21 protein-coding genes are annotated in these 20,865 nt (G+C 41.4%); 8 read left to right on the forward strand and 13 right to left on the reverse strand.

The features are described from left to right. Positions 1-77 precede the first annotated feature (77 nt). From NSQ25_RS13230 to sppA, 13 genes are all read right to left on the reverse strand, one after another. Positions 78-761 (reverse strand): metal-dependent hydrolase, encoded by a 684-nt coding sequence (locus NSQ25_RS13230; RefSeq protein ID WP_041115017.1) that lies wholly within the window; start codon positions 759-761, stop codon positions 78-80. A gap of 67 nt (positions 762-828) precedes the next feature. Further along, positions 829-1,584: an SDR family oxidoreductase gene (locus NSQ25_RS13235; protein ID WP_034279624.1), complete on the reverse strand. Its 756-nt coding sequence runs from the start codon at positions 1,582-1,584 to the stop codon at positions 829-831. Between the two features lie 95 nt (positions 1,585-1,679). Continuing rightward, positions 1,680-2,585 (reverse strand): aminoglycoside phosphotransferase family protein, encoded by a 906-nt coding sequence (locus NSQ25_RS13240; protein WP_101676768.1) that lies wholly within the window; start codon positions 2,583-2,585, stop codon positions 1,680-1,682. Between the two features lie 118 nt (positions 2,586-2,703). Continuing rightward, a complete protein-coding gene (gene argH / locus NSQ25_RS13245; protein ID WP_024424805.1) occupies positions 2,704-4,077 on the reverse strand; it encodes an argininosuccinate lyase in 1,374 nt (457 codons plus the stop codon). After that, entirely contained in the window at positions 4,074-5,285 is a 1,212-nt protein-coding gene (locus NSQ25_RS13250) for an argininosuccinate synthase (protein ID WP_024424806.1), read from the reverse strand. The genes argH and NSQ25_RS13250 overlap by 4 nt, the downstream gene beginning before the upstream one ends. A 172-nt stretch (positions 5,286-5,457) precedes the next feature. Then, positions 5,458-5,973, reverse strand: coding sequence for a MogA/MoaB family molybdenum cofactor biosynthesis protein (locus NSQ25_RS13255; protein WP_024426150.1), 516 nt, complete (start codon positions 5,971-5,973; stop codon positions 5,458-5,460). Between the two features lie 105 nt (positions 5,974-6,078). Then, positions 6,079-7,263 (reverse strand): acetate kinase, encoded by a 1,185-nt coding sequence (locus NSQ25_RS13260; RefSeq protein WP_024424808.1) that lies wholly within the window; start codon positions 7,261-7,263, stop codon positions 6,079-6,081. Between the two features lie 229 nt (positions 7,264-7,492). Further along, positions 7,493-8,467 carry a class I SAM-dependent methyltransferase gene (locus tag NSQ25_RS13265; protein ID WP_034279615.1) on the reverse strand — a complete coding sequence of 325 codons (975 nt, stop codon included), beginning with the start codon at positions 8,465-8,467 and terminating at the stop codon, positions 7,493-7,495. 88 nt (positions 8,468-8,555) lie between these two features. Next, positions 8,556-9,056 (reverse strand): thiol peroxidase, encoded by a 501-nt coding sequence (gene tpx, locus NSQ25_RS13270; protein ID WP_024424810.1) that lies wholly within the window; start codon positions 9,054-9,056, stop codon positions 8,556-8,558. Positions 9,057-9,168: 112 nt separating this feature from the next. Next, positions 9,169-9,621, reverse strand: a complete 453-nt coding sequence (ytfJ, locus tag NSQ25_RS13275) for a GerW family sporulation protein (protein ID WP_326136166.1) — start codon at positions 9,619-9,621, stop codon at positions 9,169-9,171. Positions 9,622-9,635: 14 nt separating this feature from the next. Next, on the reverse strand, positions 9,636-10,343 hold the full coding sequence (locus NSQ25_RS13280; RefSeq protein ID WP_326136165.1) for a DUF2953 domain-containing protein: 708 nt from the start codon (positions 10,341-10,343) through the stop codon (positions 9,636-9,638). A gap of 98 nt (positions 10,344-10,441) precedes the next feature. Further along, positions 10,442-10,966: an RDD family protein gene (locus tag NSQ25_RS13285; RefSeq protein ID WP_326136164.1), complete on the reverse strand. Its 525-nt coding sequence runs from the start codon at positions 10,964-10,966 to the stop codon at positions 10,442-10,444. Positions 10,967-10,980: 14 nt separating this feature from the next. Next, a complete protein-coding gene (sppA, locus tag NSQ25_RS13290) occupies positions 10,981-11,982 on the reverse strand; it encodes a signal peptide peptidase SppA (RefSeq protein ID WP_024424813.1) in 1,002 nt (333 codons plus the stop codon). A 445-nt stretch (positions 11,983-12,427) separates the two neighbouring features. On the opposite strand from sppA, the gene NSQ25_RS13295 reads away from it, so the two are divergent. From NSQ25_RS13295 to NSQ25_RS13330, 8 genes are all read left to right on the forward strand, one after another. Continuing rightward, a complete protein-coding gene (locus tag NSQ25_RS13295) occupies positions 12,428-13,231 on the forward strand; it encodes an NAD kinase (protein ID WP_326136163.1) in 804 nt (267 codons plus the stop codon). A 114-nt stretch (positions 13,232-13,345) separates the two neighbouring features. Beyond that, positions 13,346-14,788: a DEAD/DEAH box helicase gene (locus tag NSQ25_RS13300; protein ID WP_281236332.1), complete on the forward strand. Its 1,443-nt coding sequence runs from the start codon at positions 13,346-13,348 to the stop codon at positions 14,786-14,788. Positions 14,789-14,977: 189 nt separating this feature from the next. After that, positions 14,978-16,033, forward strand: coding sequence for a fatty acid desaturase (locus NSQ25_RS13305; protein ID WP_041107238.1), 1,056 nt, complete (start codon positions 14,978-14,980; stop codon positions 16,031-16,033). Between the two features lie 116 nt (positions 16,034-16,149). Beyond that, entirely contained in the window at positions 16,150-17,286 is a 1,137-nt protein-coding gene (locus tag NSQ25_RS13310) for a sensor histidine kinase (protein WP_087976532.1), read from the forward strand. Then, positions 17,283-17,882, forward strand: a complete 600-nt coding sequence (locus NSQ25_RS13315; RefSeq protein WP_326136162.1) for a response regulator transcription factor — start codon at positions 17,283-17,285, stop codon at positions 17,880-17,882. Before NSQ25_RS13310 ends, NSQ25_RS13315 begins: the two co-directional genes overlap by 4 nt. 196 nt (positions 17,883-18,078) lie before the next feature. Beyond that, positions 18,079-18,999, forward strand: a complete 921-nt coding sequence (locus NSQ25_RS13320) for an iron-hydroxamate ABC transporter substrate-binding protein (RefSeq protein ID WP_326136161.1) — start codon at positions 18,079-18,081, stop codon at positions 18,997-18,999. 109 nt (positions 19,000-19,108) lie between these two features. Then, positions 19,109-19,798, forward strand: coding sequence for a response regulator transcription factor (locus NSQ25_RS13325; RefSeq protein ID WP_025092270.1), 690 nt, complete (start codon positions 19,109-19,111; stop codon positions 19,796-19,798). Next, the gene (locus tag NSQ25_RS13330) at positions 19,798-20,802 is read left to right on the forward strand and encodes a sensor histidine kinase (RefSeq protein ID WP_326136160.1); all 1,005 of its coding nucleotides are present in this window, start codon (positions 19,798-19,800) and stop codon (positions 20,800-20,802) included. The genes NSQ25_RS13325 and NSQ25_RS13330 overlap by 1 nt, the downstream gene beginning before the upstream one ends. Positions 20,803-20,865: the final 63 nt, after the last annotated feature.

Raw genomic sequence — 20,865 nt, forward strand, 5'->3', positions numbered from 1 at the left:
AATTTGTCTTTTCTTTCAGCAGATGAAGGCAAATAAAAAAAGCCGGCATTTGTGTGCCAGCTTTATTCATATGAGGATTAAATCTCGATTGATTCCCCGCTGTTTAACACATGCCCGACGCCGCCATGCAGGCTGTCTGCAAATGCATGCGGATCCTGTTCAATTGGCGGGAATGTGCTGTAGTGGATCGGAACGACCTGTTTTGCCCGCAGCCATTCTGCTGCGATTCTTGCATCCTCCGGTCCCATCGTGAAGTTATCACCAATTGGAAGGAATGCGAGCTCAATATGATTCAGTTCACCGATCAGCTTCATATCTGAAAAGAGAGCAGTGTCTCCAGCATGATAAATGGTTTTGCCCTCTGCCGTGAATAAAATACCTGATGGCATCCCTGTATACGTAATTGTCTGTGCCTCTTCATCAATGACAGCTGAACCATGGAACGCTTGCGTAAGCTTCACTTTACCAAATTCAAACTCACGGCCGCCTCCAATAGAAAGCGGGTGCGTTTTCACCCCTTGCCAGCTTAAATACGTGGCAAGTTCGAAAGGCGCGACAACAAGTGCATCATTGTTTTTAGCCATTTCAATGGTGTCGCCGATGTGATCTCCATGTCCATGTGTCAGTAAAATGACATCCGCTTTCACATCTTGCGGTTTGATCTCTGTGTGCTTATTTCCATTTAAAAATGGATCAATCCAAATATGGTATCCGTTTGTTTCAATGTGTACAACTGAATGTCCATGATATGTAGCTTTCATGTGAGTATATCCACCTTTCAATTTTTGATCTCATATCATTTATTCCCTCTATAAAAAGCTGAAAAACTTAATGCCTGTGAATCACGTTAAGACCACCTGTTGCTTCAATGACGGTCCCTGTAATAAGATCTGAACGGTCATCGCATAGAAATGAGATGATACGTCCTATATCCTCTCCAGTGCCAGACCTGCCTATCGGCGTTTCATCGTCTTTGATTTGACGGGCTTCCTCTATTGTCGATTCTTTCATGTCTCCAACGATTTTGCCTGGACACACCATATTGGCCGTGATACCATTTTCGGCTTCTTCAATCGCAATGGTTTTCGTCAATGACGCAAGGCCCACTTTTGCCGCTCCAAAGGCTGATCTGTGCATCCAGCCTGGCGCATGGTCTGCACCTTGGAAGCCATAAGTGATAATGCGGCCAAAGCCTTGTTTTCTCATCATTGGGATGACCATTCGGAACAAATGGAATACTGCTGATAGGTTGCCTTCCATCATTTGATACCATTCATCCTCAGAATAATCCGCCAGTTTTTTTCGTTCAAAAATATAAGGGCCAGCATTGTTAATCAGGGCATCAATCCGCCCAAATCGCTCTGCTGCCAACTCTACCATGTTTTTTAAATCTTCTTTTTTTGTCACATCACCTTGGACAAATTGAAGCTTATCTTCGTACTGCTGTAGTTCTTCTTTCATCTGCCGGACAGCTTCATCATCACTTCGATAATTCACTGTCACAGAATACCCCATATTCAGTAAAGACTCGGTGACTTTCCGGCCAAGTCCTTTAGAACCCGCTGTTATTAATGCGTGTCGCACACAATCTCCTCCTAAAGCAAAGGTTGCAAGTTCACGTGTTTCTTTTGTTATCTTTACTTTACTATAAACCGGCATCTGGCGCACTTATGAACCCTTTATCGATATGAGTCAAACAGTATAGGGTGATTCATCCACTTTTTCAAATCCCATGAGCCATGGATATCGAGAAGCAGAGAAACAAAACGATAGCACTCTCTCACCTCATGAATATCTCGAGGAAGCGGGCAAATCTCTTCATACCCCAATTGAACATTGCGGGCAGCTTCTTTCGTCAAAAGGTATTCCAATGCAATAAAATCAAACGCAGCTGGTCCATATACGACATATTCTGTATCAACTAAACTCGTCACTTGATCATCATTTTCAATATATTGAGACGGATCTAAATCAATTAAAATAAGACTGGCTGAATCAGGCGTCCTTAGCTTTTCAATCTTTTGCAGCACAATTTCTGCATAACAGTGAAATTCAGGCTGATCAGCGTAATAGCGGTCTATGAGTTTGGATACAGCCTTTTTTAACACAGCATGGAATTCTCTCAAATGCTTCTTTTCAGCTCCGTAGACTGCACCAAAAAAGTCAGTACGATATGAATGAAGTTGTGCTAGTTTCCTCCCATAATCCTTATAAAAGTCTGATGAACGTCCCTCAAAAGATGTACAAGGTGTTCCTTCTACTTTTTCCATTACATAAAAATGTCTCCCTGCCTTCTTCACTTTACGAACAACTTCTGGAATATGAAAGGAATTCATATGAGACAGCTTTTGATTGATTTGATCGATATGCTCTTGTACAGTACGGTCATCTACTCCATAGATCATCTTGATCCCAAACACAAATTCACTTTCTTCTCTTGCAGTTTTAGGAGATTTGACTACATATTCCGTTTTATCTTGTAAGGAGATCAGCCACACATCATTAACCCGTCCGCCATATTGTTCTCCTAACGTTTTCACTGATACGATTGGTTGATGAAACAAAGCCTCAAGCATTTTCTTCATGATCTGCTGTCACTCCCTCTTCTGCTTGACGCAGGTATGCTTTCATTTCTCCAATGATCATCAATCTCCTTTTTCCATGACAAAAAAACCATCCGTATAAACGAATGGTTTTGATAAGTTATGCCAGGCAGGCTTTTGCTTTTTCTAAAGCGAGCTGAATTTGTTTGAATCCAGTTCCGCCTGCACTTGTTCTTTTTTCAACAGCAACATATGGGTCAAGAACTGTGTAAATGTCTTGTTCAAAAAGTTCGCTTGCTTCTGTAAATGTTTCAAAAGGAAGATCACTTAGATAGATGCCTTTTTGAATACATGTATACACAAGCTTGCCAACGATTTCGTGTGCTTCACGGAATGGCATGCCTTTTTTCGCAAGGTAGTCTGCCACTTCTGTTGCGTTTGAGAAATCTTCTTTTGTTGCCTTTTTCATGACATCTTCGTTCACTGTCATCGTTTGAATCATGCCTGTGAAAATTTGCAGGCTGCCAGCGATGGTTTTCACTGTATCAAACATGCCTTCTTTATCTTCTTGCAGGTCTTTGTTATACGTAAGCGGCAAGCCTTTCATAATCGTGAGAAGCCCCATCAGATTGCCATACACGCGGCCTGTTTTCCCGCGGATTAATTCAGCCATATCCGGGTTTTTCTTCTGCGGCATCATGCTGCTGCCTGTTGCATACGTGTCATCGAGTTCAATGAATTTGAATTCTTGCGAGCACCATAAAATGATTTCCTCACAAAAACGTGAGAGATGCATCATCACAAGGCTGCTATTAGATAAAAACTCTAAAATGAAGTCCCGGTCACTCACACCATCGAGGCTGTTTTCGTAAATGTGGTCAAAGCCAAGCTGCTCTGCTGTATATTCACGATCAATCGGGAATGTCGTTCCTGCTAACGCTCCGCATCCAAGTGGAGACACGTTAATTCGCTTCAATGAATCTTGAAAGCGCGCTTTGTCACGCTCAAGCATCCAAAAATAGGCGAGCATATGATGGGCAAACGAAATAGGCTGTGCACGCTGCAGGTGCGTATATCCTGGAAAAATTGTTTCAACGTGCTGTTCTGCCTTTTCTACAAGCACCGTTTGAAAGGAAGAGATCAGCTCAATAATATGCTCGACTTGGTTATTCAAATATAAGTGCATATCGGTTGCAACCTGATCATTCCGGCTTCTCGCTGTGTGCAATTTGCCGCCAAGCGGACCAATCTCATCAATGAGCATTTTTTCAAGGTTTAAATGAATGTCTTCATAATCGACTGAGAATTCCAGTTCATCCGCCTCTGCCTTTTTCATGAGCGTATTTAGTCCGTCTTTGATGGCAGCGGCCTCCTCATCGCCGAGGATACCGCATTTATTCAGCATACTTGCATGAGCAAGGGAGCCGGTCAAATCTTCTTTGACTAATTGTTTGTCGAAATGAATGGACGCGCCAAACTCATCGACCCATTTTTCTGGTGTTTTTTGAAATCGGCCTCCCCAAAGCTTTTTCATGCTTTAACCTGCTCCTTTTTATTCACGATGCTGTTTACTTTTGTCGGTAAGCCCCAAAGGTTAATAAATCCTACAGCTGCATCATGATCGAATTCGTCTGCTTTTGTATAAGTTGCTAGATTTTCATCATAAAGTGAATATGGTGATTTACGTCCTTCTACAATGGCATGACCTTTAAATAGTTTCACACGTACAACACCCGTTACGTTCTGCTGTGTTTCTTGTAAGAATGCATCTAGTGCTTCTTTAAGCGGTGAGAACCATAAGCCGTTGTATATTAATTCAGCCATTTTTTGTTCAACGATTGGTTTAAAGTGTGCCACTTCCTTGACAAGCGTTAAGTCTTCAAGCTCTTTATGTGCTTTAAGAAGTGTGACAGCACCTGGGCACTCGTACACTTCACGGGATTTGATGCCAACAAGACGGTTTTCAACGTGATCGATTCTGCCTACACCATGCTGACCAGCGACTTCATTTAAATGAAGGATGAGATCAGATAATGAATATTGGATACCATCAATCGCAGTCGGTTTTCCTTTTTCAAACGTGATCTCAATGATTTCAGGTGTGTCAGGCGTTTTTTCAAGTGGATTTGTCAGATCGTATGCACCCTCTGGCGGCGCAGCCCAAGGATCTTCTAAAATGCCACATTCGTTACTTCTGCCCCAAAGGTTTTGGTCGATTGAATATGGGCTGTCTAAGTTAATCGGAATTGGAATACCGTGTTTTTGTGCATAATCGATTTCTTCATCACGAGACCATTTCCATTCACGCACTGGTGCAAGAACTTCTAGGTCTGGATTCAATGCTTTAATGGATACTTCGAAACGAACTTGGTCGTTCCCTTTTCCAGTACATCCATGAGCAACTGCTACTGCATTTTCTTTTTCTGCCACTTCCACTAATTTTTTTGCAATAAGCGGGCGGGATAGTGCAGATACTAGTGGATATTTTCCTTCATACATTGTGTGTGCTTGTAATGCAGTGAGCGCAAACTCTTCAGCAAATTCTTCTTTTGCGTCAATCATGTATGATTGAACAGCTCCGACTTGAAGTGCTTTTTGTTGAACGAATGCTAAATCTTTTCCTTCACCTACGTCCAAGCAGCAAGCAACGACTTCGTATCCTTGCTCTTGTAACCATTTAACTGCAACAGAGGTATCAAGACCTCCGGAATATGCTAATACGACTTTTTTATTTTGTGACATGATTGAAAAGCTCCTCTCGCTTGTTTTGATTCTGTGAATGTTTTTGCATAAAAATAAGTTTTAATTTATAAACATGCATTTAGTATGTATACACTGTAACAAGGAAAAATTGTTTTTTCAACCCCTTTATGAAAAAAACTCTGCCAAATTTTCTTGGCAGAGTCATTTTGGGCTATTTTTGATCCTTTTCAAGCTCTCGTAAGACATGAGGAAGCTCTGGAATCACGAGTTTGGTCATGGCTAAACGAACGGCTCCGGTAGATCCCGGCGTGGCAAAGACAGCCTTTTGATTGACGACCCCTGCCGTTGCCCTGGATAAAATAGCAGCTGAACCTATGTCTTCTGTATAACTGAGCATGCGGAAGATTTCGCCAAAGCCAGGCAGTTCCTTGGAAAAAAGAGGGGTGATTGCTTCAATGGTCACATCCCTTGCAGCAATTCCTGTGCCGCCATTTAACAAGACGGCATCTATTTTCGGTTCGCTTGTTCCCTCCAGCACAGCGTCTTGAATCGATCCTATATCATCTTTTACAATATCGTATGCAAGAACAAGATGTCCCTGTTCTTTGAGCAAATCAATCATCAGACGGCCGCTTTTATCTGTATCTTTCGTTCTTGTATCACTGACCGTAATGACTTTCACATAAAGCCTTTCTTTCGCCTCACGTTTATGTTCTGTCACGCTCATCTTTCGCACCGCTCCCTTTTGCTTCATATTGGACAACATTATAGCATGCTGCTTTTAACAGAAAAAAGCTCTTTTCCTTATTGGAAAAGAGCTTCTCAAACTTGATTACGCTAAACGCATAACGTCTCTTGCAATCATTACTTCTTCGTTTGTTGGGATGACGATTACTTTTACAGGTGAGTGCGGGTAGCTGATGAATGCTTCTTCGCCTCTCATGTTGTTTAGGGATGGATCCCAGTAAACGCCCATGAATTCTAGACCACGAAGTACACGTGCTCTTACTTCTGAACTGTTTTCACCGATTCCAGCTGTGAAGATGATCGCATCTACGCCATTCATTCTAGCTGCATAAGAGCCGATGTATTTATGAATACGGCTCGCAAAAATATCAAGAGCAACTTCTGCACGGTCGTTTCCTTCTTCTGTTGCTTCTTCGATATCACGAAGGTCACTTGACAGACCAGACACACCTAAAAGACCACTCTTCTTATTCAAAGTAGAAAGCACTTCTTCAGCAGTATGTCCTGTTTTTTCCATAATAAATGGAATAAGGGCAGGGTCAATGTTACCAGAACGTGTACCCATTGCAACACCAGCAAGTGGTGTAAAGCCCATAGATGTATCAATTGATTTTCCGCCTTCAACTGCTGCGATACTCGCACCATTTCCAAGGTGGCAAGAAATCAGACGAAGCTCTTCTAGTGGACGGCCTAATAGCTCGGCTGCACGCTCTGTTACAAACTTGTGGCTTGTCCCGTGGAATCCGTATTTACGAATACCAAAGTTTTTGTAGTAGTCGTACGGAAGGCTGTATAGGTAAGACTGCTCTGGCATAGTTTGGTGGAATGCTGTATCGAACACAGCAACCGCTGGTACGTCAGGCAGAATTTGTTTGAATGCTTTGATTCCTACAACGTTTGCAGGGTTGTGAAGTGGTGCAAGCTCTGAAAGCTGATCAATGTCATTGATCACTTCATCAGTTAAAAGAACAGAATCGCTGAATTTCTCTCCGCCGTGAACAACGCGGTGTCCTACGCCATCAATTTCATTAAAGTCTTTGATGATGTGAAATTCAGTTAGTTTTTCAAGCAGCATTTTGACCGCTACTGCGTGATCTGGAATATCTGTCACTTCTGTTTTCTTTTCTCCATCTACAGAAATCGTGAAGATACTGTTGTCCATTCCGATTCTTTCAACAAGCCCTTTTGTTAAAACGGTTTCTTCTGGCATGTCGAACAATTGGAATTTAAGAGATGAGCTTCCTGCGTTGATTGCAATAATTTTGGACATTACTGTCGCTCCTTTTACTCAGTTGTTATATAAGGTTTCACGTTTTTTCCGGTGCTATATTCAACCTGTTTGACGGGTCTTTTATAGTTTAACGATAAGTCCGAAAAATATCTGACTTTTTCATTTAAACATTGAAAACTTTGCATTTCAAGTGCACCTTTAAACTGTTATCGCTTACATCAATAAGTCGTTATTTTCTGAATAGTAAAATAGCCAGAAATCACTCTGGCTATTCTTTCGTTTCTTTTTCTTCTATAAACCACTGGTCTAGTTTTCTCATCACACCGACCATTGCTTCCTTCTGTGAGAAAGATGGAAGATTGGCAAACAGCATTCTTTTTGGTGCTTCCAGCCCTTCTTTTTTCTTTTGCATCACAAATAAGCTTTTGGCGTGTTTTTTATCCTTAAACATGGACACTGGCAGCTGAATTAACGCATTCATATACGCATGATCTTTGATGAAATCCTTTAATTGTACGCTCTCTTTTCCTTCAAACAAATCATTTGGAATGATGAAGAATAAGAAGCCGCCTTCTTTTGTGTAGCGAAGGCTTTGTTCAATGAATAAATAATGGGCAAAAGCATGTCCTTCTTTTGCCTTTAATTCAAAGTCTGCTGCACGCTCATCATTTGGATAATAGCCGACTGGGAGACTGCATACAGTGACATCTGCCGGTGAGATCAGAAGCGGCTCAAGACTGTCCTGGTGGAAAAGCTCAACTTCTTTCTCCTCTAAATTCGCCTGCGCCCAAGCAATTTTAATGAGCACATCATCAATTTCAGACGCAAAGCCGCGTTTTGTTTCTGCAGTGAGATTATTTAAAACAGCAAGAAGTAAGTTTCCTGTTCCCGCTGCTGGATCAAAGACTACAAGCTCTTTTTGACCATCTAAAAATTTGTTCACCAAATAGCTGACAAACAGTCCAATCGTATCTGGTGTCATCTGGCGATTTGGATGAGAAATATCCTTTTGACCTTTCAATACGGCGAGCTGAAACGCTTTACGAATCTGCTCATGATCATAAGAAGCAAAATCTGCTTTCTCTATCAAATCCTTTAATAAACCGTTTCGATCATTTGCTTGGAAAAAGGCTTCTCCTGCTTCTGCCAATGCTTCAATATAAGAAATGCTCTGTTCCTTTTTTAATCGAATAGAAGCTGTATCGAGCAGTTCAAAAATCGTACTTACTTGATCTTTCTGCAATGCTTTTCTCTCCTCGCTTTGTTAAAAGCTATATGTTCTCATTGAAAAGAGCCCCAGGATGAAGCCGGAGCTCTTGTCGATGCTGCTTTTATAACAGTGATTTTGCAGCTTCAATGGCTTTTTCATAATTTGGGTGATTCGTTGCTTCACTTACGTATTCAGTGTAAACCACTTTTCCGTTAGGGTCTAATACGAAGACTGCGCGCGCCAATAAACGCAATTCTTTCATATACACTCCGAATGCTTCACCAAATGACATATCTCTGTGATCAGATAATGTTTCGACATTTTCAATTCCGTTTGCTCCGCACCAGCGTGCTTGTGCAAATGGAAGGTCTGCACTAATCGTATAAATATTGACAGGACCTAAACCCGCTGCCTCTTCATTGAAACGTCTTGTTTGTGCGTCACACACACCTGTATCAATAGAAGGAATCACTGAGATGATCGTCACTTTTCCTGCTAAATCAGAAAGTGAAACTTCTCCAAGTGAGTTCGTTAATACCGTAAAATCAGGAGCCTGCTCGCCTACTTTTACTTCATTTCCTACAAGCGTGACAGGACTTCCTTTAAATGTGATCGATGCCAAAACAATTCCTCCCTTTTCAAATGTATGGTTCTATCATAGTAGAGAAAGCAAAAAACTGCAAAGCCTAATCGTCCATTTTGCAAAAAAAGTTAACTGCAGCGCAGCTAACTTTTTAAAGGTCTATGTCATCTAGTTTTCGTTCTTGGTGACGGTGCTCCCGCTCATCCTTCTTAAACATGTGCTGAAGACGTTCAATTGCTTGAGGAGCAGAATCCAATATTTTATCGAGCAGATGGGTGTGTTCATCCAAATGAAGCATTCGAACTCCGTTTGTTCCTACAATTAAGAAGGCGATTGGTGTAATCGACACCCCGCCGCCGCTTCCGCCGCCAAATGGGAGTCTCGGCTCTTTTCGTTCCTGTTCATCAGAACGCTTTTCTTTCTTTTGGTTCCCGTTAAATTCACTGCCGCCGGCTGCAAATCCAAAACCAACCTTTGACACAGTGAGAATGACACTGCCGTCAGGGGTTTCGACTGGATCGCCGATGATTGTATTCACATCTATCATTTCTTTTAAGTTTTCCATCGCTGTCTTCATGAGACCTTGGATTGGATGATCTGCCATTTTCGGGTTCCTCCTTAAACAGATGATTCATTCTTCGTTGCTTGAAGAGAGGCACTTTTTCTCGCCTTTCTTCCTTTTAACCAATGGACAAGTAAACGAATGGCTGCAAGCATAGCATGTCCAATACGGAAATAAGCTATACATGTAAACTGAGTCTGTGACACATTGTGCTGAAAGGCCGGAATGACTTCATATATCGGTTTATGCTTAAAGGTGAGATGCTCCTGCATAAAGGCAAGCAGTGCTCCTTTAACTGACCACACACCGCCGGCTGCTACACCTGTTAAAGCGGCGTCTTGAAAGCCGATCCATGTCGACCAGTGAAACGAGTCAATCTTTACGTGGATGAAGAACTTGCGCATGATCCGGTTTAAATCGACAATCTCTTTTGTGATGCGCTCCATTTGATGAAGGATCTGCTTCATATCACGTTTTCCTACTTTTTTATGCATCGATTCTTTTTCGTGATCAGGATTTTTAGCGCTTTCCATTTTCTTTTCACGAATATCAATCGTTTGGTCTTCTGGATTGACCCTCACCATCGGAATCTCTTTTTTGAGTCTGACCAATCCATATAAGGTGATGACCTTCAGTGCAATGTGGTCATTGTCGTTTGTATGCGAATAGTCCAGCGAAATGGTTACTTTCATGAAAATCAACAAGATCACAAGAAACAAAAACGCTGCGATCCAAACGTAAAGCACTGTGCTCACTTCCTCCATAACAAATGATGCTTCCCCTACGATTATGGCTCTCATTCTGGATTTTATACCCAATCAATAAAAAAGAGTTTGACCGGTACCCGGCCAAACTCCTCTGATTATACGATTGATTCTGTTTTTTCATATAAATGTTCATGAACGACCACCGTATCGGCAAAGTAATCATGAACCCCTTGCTTTTTCGGTGAGAACCCAACGATAGCATAGAGAATAAAGATCGTATTAATGTAGCGTCCCACAATCTCTCTAAAGAAAATAACATCCCATGCCAGCTTCTTCTCAGGCTGAAGTGAGACCACTTTAATCCCAAATACCATCTTGCCAAGTGTTTGTTGAAAGATTTTCGTCATGATAGCGAAATAAAGGAGGAATACAATCGTCGTTGTGACGGAAAACGGAGAAAACCATCCCCCTCCTTTGGACCAGCCAAACAGACTAAAGATTGGAGAAACCGTCAAATGGTTTACACCCCAGACGACGAGCCAATCAAGAATAAATGCCCAAAATCTAATCCAAAAACCTGCAAACGCCTGTGCTTCAATTGAAGCGCGCTTCACAAAGGCCGGCTTCGATTCTTCCTCTTGGCTGCGGCTTTCGCTTACTTCATCGAATGTAGAATCCATCTATGATCCCTCCTTTATTTTGAATAGAGATACATCGGTTTAGACCCATTTGAGCCAGCCAGTGTTTCTTTTAAATTCAGAAAATCAATTTCGCTTTTAAAGAGCTTGCTTGCACTCATGTTGAAAAGAGAGTTCCAGCCAAAGCTTTGAGAATAGCTGACCACTGTTGCTCCTTTTAAGCCTTTTTCATTTTTCTTCATCGCTTTTAATGCATCTTCATAATACCCAAGCTCATCGACTAATCCGTTCGATTTTGCTTGTGTCCCGTCATATACTCGGCCGTCCGCAATTTTCTTGACTTCCTGTTTTGACATGCCGCGTCCTTCAGAGATCACTTTGACAAATCCTTCATAAGAGTTATCGACCATGCTTTGCATGATGTTGCGCTCATCTTTTGTCATATCACGGTTAGGAGACATGATATCTTTGAATTTCCCGCTCTTAATCGTTTCATATTTAATACCCAAATTATCTGCCAGCTTTGAATAATTCAAGCTTTGCATGATGACACCTAACGATCCTGTTAATGTTTCAGGTGAAGCAAAGATTTTCTTCGCTGGAGTTGACACGTAGTAGCCGCCTGAAGCTGCCATTGAACCCATAGATACGTAAATCGGCTTCTTCGCTTTTTTCACTTCTTCTAATTTTTTATGTATTTCAGCACTTTCATAGACACCGCCGCCAGGAGAGTTTACGCGCAGAAGTACACCTTTTACAGAAGCATCCTCTTTCGCTTTATCTAGTTCCTTGAGGAATGCACGATGATCATAACCTTCTCCGCCTAATAGGCTAGATGCGCCGCCATTATCTTGAATGGTTCCATTAATCTCAAGTACAGCAATCTTGCCTGCACCGCTGCCATTCTCTAGTACCTTCTCTTCTATTTCATCCCCAAATTGATAGCTCATTTTATTGTCATTGAAGCTATCGAACAAGGCCATCGTGACACTAATCACAATTGAAAATCCGAAAACACCAAGTGCAATAATTAGTGCTACCCATCTTTTCGCATTCATCTTTTTCTCCTCCTTTTTATCTCACTTCATTCATACGAATGCCCACACGAAATGTTTCACAGGAATTGTGGTTTTTTTACATTTCATGTAGGCATATGATAGCACCTCTCTTAAATAACGATCAACTTTACGTCGTCTACTTAGACATGCGCATGACGAAAAATTGGCTTTTTTATCCTCTCCCTGCACCTAATAGGCTAGATCTTCACCGCAACGAAACACCTAAACCATTCTTTCATGAGAAAACGGCTATTCAATTATGCTCAGGATTCAGCCATTTCAAATCACTCACATCGACTCATTTCTCATAAAGCAATCCGATCATCAGGTGGTTCTTTCTAAAGTTTTTACTTTCATATGAAAAAAGTGTAAAATGTGAGCAAGGGTTTTCATGTAAGCCCTTTATCATTGAAACTTATTTTTGACAGCAAAGGGGAGAACGTCAATGACAGACAATCGTCGCAATGTATTTTTCTTTTACAAAAAAGATCATGAATTGGATGAACACATTTCTTCTCTCGAGAAGCTCGCTACCGATCAGGGCTTTCACGTCGTCAAGCGTGCAGAGGATGCCCATATTATTGCTTCAATTGGCGGGGATGGCACATTTCTTCAAGCAGTACGTAAAACAAACTTCCGGGATGACTGCTTGTATGTAGGGGTATCAAAATCAGAAAATACGCACCTATACTGCGATTTCTCGTTAGAGCATTTTGATAAAATGATTGATGCCATGAACACTGAACAGCTTGAAGTGAGAAAATACCCGATCATCGATGTAAGCGTTGACAGCACAAACCAGTTCCATTGCTTAAATGAACTGTCGATCCGCTCCAGCATTATTAAAACATTTGTGATCGATGTGTATATAGATGATTTCCACTTTGAAACTTTTAGAGGCGACGGCATGATTATTTCCACTCCGACTGGTTCAACCGCTTACAATAAATCCGTGAGCGGCGCCGTGGTTGATCCGATGCTTCCTTGTATGCAAGTCACAGAGCTTGCATCGCTGAATAACAACTCATACCGTACATTAGGCGCTCCTTTTATCTTGAGCAGTGACCGCAAGCTGACGCTGAAGGTAGTGCAGGATGGAAACGATCATCCAATAATCGGGCTTGATAACGAAGCGCTCGGCACAAAACACGTCAAACAAATTGACATTGGCCTTTCAGGAAAAGTCATTAAAACGGTGAAATTAAAAGACAACTCTTACTGGGAAAAAGTAAAACGCAGATTCCTTTGAGAATTTGTCCGCGCGCTGAAAGCTCCTTTACGGGGCTTTTTTTTATGGCTTTTCATTCACCCTTATGGTTATGGTATGATGTCACAAGTATGAATGTACGAAAAGGAGAACACGATGACATTACAACATTTTGATCAATATCCATTAAGTGATGAATTGAAACAAGCGTTAGAAGCGCTTCACTTCCATACACCTACACCCGTTCAGCACGAGACATTATCCGTTGCTTTTTCAAAGCAGGATTTAATCGTCAAATCTCAGACTGGCAGCGGCAAGACTGCTGCCTATGGTCTGCCGATTTGTGAAATGGTTGATTGGGCTGAAAATAAACCTCAAGCCCTCATCCTCGTTCCGACACGGGAGCTCGCCATGCAGGTCAAACAAGACCTCACAAGCCTTGGCCGATTCAAACGAATTAAAGCCGCAGCCATTTATGGAAAAGCCCCTTTTCAAGCGCAGAAAGTAGAGCTTTCACAGAAAAACCATATTGTGTGCGGGACACCAGGCCGCATTTTGGATCACCTTGAGAAAGGCACCCTTTCTTTAGAAAATCTCAAATTTTTCGTGTTAGATGAAGCGGATGAGATGCTGAACATGGGATTTATCGATCAAGTCTCTTCTATTATTCAGTATCTGCCGCCAAAGCGCATGTCGATGCTGTTTTCAGCGACAATGTCTGATGACATGAAGAAATTGAGCGAACAGTTTTTACAATCACCAAAAGTCATTGAGATTGCACGTGAAGAAACGTCTGTACAGCAAATCACCCACACCGTGATTGAAACGGAAGAAGAATCGAAATTCTCCCTTTTACAGCGTACGATCGTCATTGAAAATCCAGATAGCTGCATTATTTTCTGTAATACACAAGACCGGGTGAATGAACTCACGATGAAGCTGGACGAATGGGATGTGCCCTGTGACAAAATTCATGGCGGCATGAGACAGGAAGACCGCTTTGATGTGATGGATGAATTTAAAAAAGGTGAATTCCGTTATTTGATCGCAACAGATATAGCAGCCCGGGGAATTGATGTCAGTGATATGACACATGTCATTCATTATGATCTTCCTTATGAAAAAGAACGATATATTCACCGAACTGGCAGAACAGGCAGAGCGGGGAAAAGCGGGAAAACGATTGCGTTTATGACAAAGAATGCAAAGCCCCTCATTGATGAATTGCAGCAGGATGCCGGCATAGACTTTCAAACTCAGCCTTATCCAACGAAAGAAGAAGCAGAAAAGCATGTAGAAAGCTTTGAAGAAAAGATTGAAACGCCTGTTCAAAAGGAAAATAAACAGGCAGGCGTTGAGAAGGATATTATGAAGCTTTATTTTAACGGTGGGAAGAAAAAGAAGCTGAGGGCTGTTGATTTCGTTGGGACCATTGCCAAAATAGAAGGCGTTGCCTTTGATGACATTGGGATTATTACAATTCAAGATACAAAAACATATGTCGATATTTTAAACGGCAAAGGCCCTCTTGTGCTGAATGCCATGCGCCACACTACCATTAAAGGCAAGCAGTTAAAAGTACATGAAGCTCGTTCATAAAAAGTGAAGGCCCAGCGCCTTTACTTTTTTTATTTATGATGAAATAAGCTCAAAAACCGTATCCCATCAGCCTTTTTGGTGACAAACATGACAAATGTCATATTGAATACATGATGGGTGCTACTATGAGCATGACACCTTTCCTTCTATACTTTGAAGTAGAAAGAAACGGAAAGGACTTGAACGTTCATGACGACTTCAACAAACACACAGCAGCAAGCCACTTTAAGAAAACAAGTGGGCCAATTCTCTGGTGCTAATTCGAAAAAAAGTATCATTCAACTCTTTAATACATTCATTCCATTTTTGGGGCTTTGGTTTCTTGCCTATTATAGCCTGAACATCTCCTACCTTTTAACCCTCTTCTTTGCGGTTATTGCAGCTGGTTTTTTAGTACGTGTCTTTATTATTTTTCACGACTGCTGCCATCAATCCTTTTTCAAACAGAAGCCGCTGAATCACCTGTTCGGTTTTTTAACGGGCGTACTCACCCTTTTCCCTTATCTTCAATGGCAAAGAGATCATTCGATTCACCATGCCACAAGTAGTAATTTAGACAAACGAGGTACTGGCGACATTTGGCTCCTGACAGTCAAAGAATATCAAGAAGCATCAGCATGGACGAAATTTCGCTACAGATTTTATCGTAACCCTTTTGTGATGTTTATTTTAGGTCCGATCTTTGTCTTTCTCTTAAAAAACCGTTTCAACGTCAAAAATGCTCGTAAAAAAGAGCGCTGGAACACGTATTTCACAAACGTGAGCATCATTGCGTTAGCAGCTGCAACGTGTCTTCTTTTTGGCTGGCAGGAGTTCCTGCTTGTCCAAGGTCCAATCTTCCTGATCTCAGGATCAATTGGTGTATGGCTGTTTTATGTTCAGCATACGTTTGAGGATTCTTACTTTGAAGCAGATGAACATTGGAATTATGTGCAGGCAGCGGTAGAAGGCAGTTCTTTTTACAAATTGCCAAAGCTTCTTCAGTGGTTAACAGGCAATATCGGTTATCACCATGTCCATCATTTAAGTCCGAGGGTACCGAATTATCACTTGGAGCATGCACATGATCATAGTGAGCCGCTTCAAAATGTTCCAACCATCACTTTAAAAACAAGTATTGAATCAATGAAATTTAGACTTTGGGATGAAGAAACGAAAGCATTCGTTACCTTTAAAGAAGCACGGCAATCTAAGAAGATGCCCGCACCTGTCATTAAAGGAGACATTCTAAAGAAAAATGCATAATTGGTGCAAGCTCTTTCTTACACTAGAAGGAGCTTGTTGTCATTTACAGGATGCAACCATAAGTTGAATTTGATAAAGTAAGGAAAAAGAACGAAAACGGAAAAGGTGGCACACGGATGAAAAAACAGTTTAAAATTCAAAAGTTGCATGGGATTTCTCCCTATATATGGGCCATTTTTTTCATCCTGCCCTTCTATTTTATCCTTAAGACACCTTCGACTTTAGGTATTGTGATCGGCATTATTTTGAACGTCGTCTTTTTCGCTGTGTATCGTTTTGCCTTTGTCGCAAAAGGCTGGTCATTATATGTCTTCGGCCTTTTATTGATCGCTATTTCAACTGGTTATGTGATGCTCTACAGCTATATTTATTTCGCTTTTTGCATCGCCTATTTCAATGGGCATATTAAAAGAAAAGTACCTTTTTATATCTTATACTATATTCATCTAGGGAGCGCTGCTATAGCGGTGAACTTTAGTTTGATCTTAAAAAAGGGCTGGTTTCTCACACAAATTCCTTTTGTCGTGATCACCCTGATTAGTGCCATTCTTCTTCCTCTCAGCATTCGAAGCAGGAAGGAACGTGAACGGCTTGAGGAGAAATTAGAATATGCCAATGAACGGATTGCTGATCTTGTGAAGCTTGAAGAAAGGCAGCGCATTGCACGCGACCTGCATGACACCCTTGGACAAAAGCTTTCTTTAATCGGTTTAAAAAGTGATCTTGCCCGTAAACTCGTGTATAAAGACCCTGAACAGGCTCGTGCCGAACTCAAAAGCGTCCAGCAGACCGCCAGAACGTCTCTCAATGAAGTGCGGAAGATTGTTTCCTCGATGAAAGGCATCCGAATCAAAGAGGAAATGTCGAACATCGAGCAAATTCTCGAAGCAGCTGGAATTGAATTGATTTATGATGAAAAGGAAGCACCGAAACACATCTCACTTCTGAACGAAAACATTGTGAGCATGTGCATCAAAGAGGCGGTGACAAATGTCGTCAAACATAGTGATGCAACGGTTTGCAAAATCACCATTCACCAAAAGTCAAAGGAAGCCATCATCACCGTTGAAGATGACGGAACATTTAAAGGCGACTATCCATCCTCTCAAACGAAGGGTCACGGCCTTTTAGGAATAAGAGAAAGATTGGAATTTGCAAATGGCCGCCTGCGTATTGAAACAAAAGACGGGACAAAGCTCATTATGAGCATTCCAAATGATTCAGCAGCAAAAGAAAAGGAGGGGATGAAATGATCAACATCTTTATCGCAGAAGATCAGCAAATGCTGCTTGGTGCACTCGGTTCACTTCTCGATTTAGAAGAAGATATGACGGTTGTTGGGAAAGGGACGAATGGCCAAGATGCCATCGATTTTGCCAAAACACACCCTGTTGATATTTGCTTAATGGATATTGAAATGCCAGGAAAATCCGGACTTGATGCAGCGGAAGAGCTCAAAGGATCGGATGTGAAAATCATTATTTTAACGACCTTTGCCCGCTCCGGTTATTTCCAAAGGGCGCTAAAAGCGGGCGTCAGCGGCTACATGCTGAAAGACAGTCCAAGCGAGGAGCTGGCAAGTGCGATTCGCAGTGTGATGAAAGGGAAAAAGGTGTATGCCCCTGAATTGATGGAAGACTTATATAGTGATGAAAATCCTTTAACAGAGCGAGAGAAATCGGTCCTTGAACTCGTCGCAGACGGTAAAAACACAAAAGAAATTGCAAAAGAACTCAGCATCAAAAGCGGCACTGTCCGGAACTACATTTCCATTATTTTAGATAAGCTGGAAGTGAAAAACCGCATCGAGGCCATTACACGCTCAAAAGAAAAAGGCTGGTTTAAATAAGAAAAAGATCAGGACACATGCTGCCTTGATCTTTTTTTATTGAAAATCCCCCCTTTATTTTTTATTACCAGCTATCAAAATGTCATTGACAACAGCCTACAGTCCTATGATATGATATCCAAGTGATAATAATTATCATTATCACTAATACAACCAATATCCGGCTTATGCGCCGATTTCAAAGGAGTCTACATTCATGAAGAAAATATTGTTCCCTCTGATGCTCATCTTTGTACTTGCATTGAGCGCATGTGGCAATAGCAGCAACTCTTCCTCAAATAAAGGAAATCAATCAGCATCATCAGACAAAATTACATATCAATCTGAAAATGGACCTGTGAAGCTACCAGCGCATCCAAAACGTGTTGTTGTGCTCGGCTCTTACACAGGGAATGTCATGTCACTTGGTGTGAACCTTGTCGGCGTTGACTCTTGGTCCAAAAAGAATCCGCGTTTCCAAAAGAAATTAAAAAATGTGGAAGAAGTATCGGATACAAATGTAGAGAAAATCATGAAGCTAAAGCCTGATGTCATCATTGGCTTAAGCAATACTAAAAATGTAGAAAAACTCAAAAAAATCGCACCAACCGTTTTGTTTACGTATAACAAAGTTGATTACCTTCAGCAGCACATTGAAATTGGAAAAGTTTTAAACAAAGAAAAAGAAGCAAAAGCTTGGGTAAAAGATTTCAAAAAACGCGCAGCTGAAGCTGGAAAAGAAATCAAAGCAAAAATCGGTAAAGATGCAACAGTTTCTGTCTTTGAAAGTGGCACAAAAGATCTTTACGTTTTTGGAGATGCATGGGGCCGCGGAACAGAAATTCTCTATCAAGCAATGAAACTGAAAATGCCTGAGAAAGTGAAAGAAAAAGCATTAAAAGCCGGCTACTACGCGGTTTCACAGGAGGTCATTCCTGAATTTGCTGGAGACTATATGATCATTAGTAAAAACAGCGAAATGGACAATTCCTATCAAAACAGTGAAATTTACAAGTCCATACCAGCTGTCAAAAAACATCGTGTGTATGAAGCCAATGCAGAGGAATTCTATTTTAATGACCCACTTACACTTGAATTCCAACTATCATTCTTTAAAAAGCACTTTTTAGGTAAATAAGCTGAAGCAAGGGACCTCTTCCCTTGCTTTTTTCTTGTCTGGTTCTAGCGGCAGGTCCTTTTTTCCGCTACAATGACAACAAGCGAATACAAAAAGTGTGGTGCTGATTTTGTTTAAGATTTTACTAATTGAAGATGATACAACCCTCTTCCAGGAAATCAAAGAACGTCTAGTTAACTGGTCCTATGATGTCTATGGGATTCAAGATTTCCATCAGGTGCTGCAGGAATTCACGTCTGTCCAGCCTGATCTCGTCATTATAGATATACAGCTGCCAAAATACGATGGCTTTCACTGGTGCCGGATGATTCGGCATCATTCAAATGTTCCAATCATCTTCCTCTCCTCAAGAGACCATCCAGCTGATATGGTCATGTCAATGCAGCTCGGTGCCGATGATTTTGTGCAAAAGCCCTTCCATTTTGACGTGCTCATTGCCAAAATAAGTGCGGTTCTTCGCCGCGTGCATGATTATAATGCAGAACCGGCCAGCCTAAAGGTATGGTGCGGCGCTGCGATTGACCTAGAAAAAAATACCGTAACAAATGATCATGGTGAGGTTGAATTAACAAAAAATGAGTTATTTATTCTCAAGGAATTGATTCAGCATAAAAATCACATCGTCAGCCGTGAATCACTCATTCAAGCATTGTGGGAGGATGAACGGTTTGTCAGTGACAACACACTGACTGTAAACGTCAACCGCCTCAGAAAAAAACTAGACGAGATCTCCCTTGGCGCCTTCATTGAGACAAAAGTGGGTCAAGGCTATCTTGCAAAGGAAAAGGATGATCAATGATGCTGCAAGCATTTTTAAAAGAACGAAGAAGCTGGATTCTTTTCTTTCTTAGTTTGCAGCTCCTCATTCTGTTTGTTGCTTATTTGGATACGACCATTCCAATCGCTTCTCTTTTTTATATTGTGCTATTGTCTACGTTTCTCATGATCGTCTTTCTCTTTTTCCGATACCGAAAAGAAACGGCTTATTATGAGAGGTTGAAAGAATGGGATGATGACATTGAACATCAAATACGGCTAACCCCCTCTTCCCCATTTGAGCAGCTCATCCATGATGCAACGTCAGAGCAAATCGCACGCTACCGGCAGATGGCAGCAGAGCAGAAAATTGCTCTCGAAGAAGAAAAAGATGAATTGCTCTCTTGGATACATGAGGTCAAAACACCGCTTACAGCGATGCGCTTAATGATTGACCGCTTAACAGATCAACCGCTGAAATCAAATATGACCTATGAATGGCTCAGAATACATTTATTAATTGATGCCCAGCTGCACCAAAGCAGAGTACGTCATATCGAAAATGATTTATTCATTGAAAAGCTGGACCTGCAAAGCATCATAGCGAAAGAAATCAAAGCGCTCCAATCATGGTGCATGCAAAAAGGAATCGGCTTTGAGCTGACGCTGGAGGAACGCACCGTATTAAGTGATATAAAATGGTTATCCTTTATGATCAGACAAGTACTCACAAATGCAGTCAAATACAGCCATTCTTCCGATATTGTCATTGAAAGCAAGCAAATAAATGAACAAGTCATGCTGACGATCACAGATCAAGGCAGAGGAATTGATCCAAGAGATATCTCTCGTATTTTTGAAAAAGGCTTTACCTCAACTAGACATCACAATGACACCGCCTCAACGGGAATGGGCCTCTATTTAACGAAAAAAGGAGCAGACGCTCTTCATATGACGATCGAGGTCAACTCCACGATAGATCAAGGTACAACCTTCACCTTCATCTTTCCGAAAAAGAATGATTTTATTCATATTGCGAGCATGTGACAACAATGTCACATGCTCGTCTGTTTTGTTCGCCAAATCGAAGGACGTCTGGCAGGCTTCTTT

The organism is Bacillus sp. FSL R5-0512, from assembly GCF_038593295.1.
Taxonomy (GTDB): domain Bacteria; phylum Bacillota; class Bacilli; order Bacillales; family Bacillaceae; genus Bacillus; species Bacillus safensis.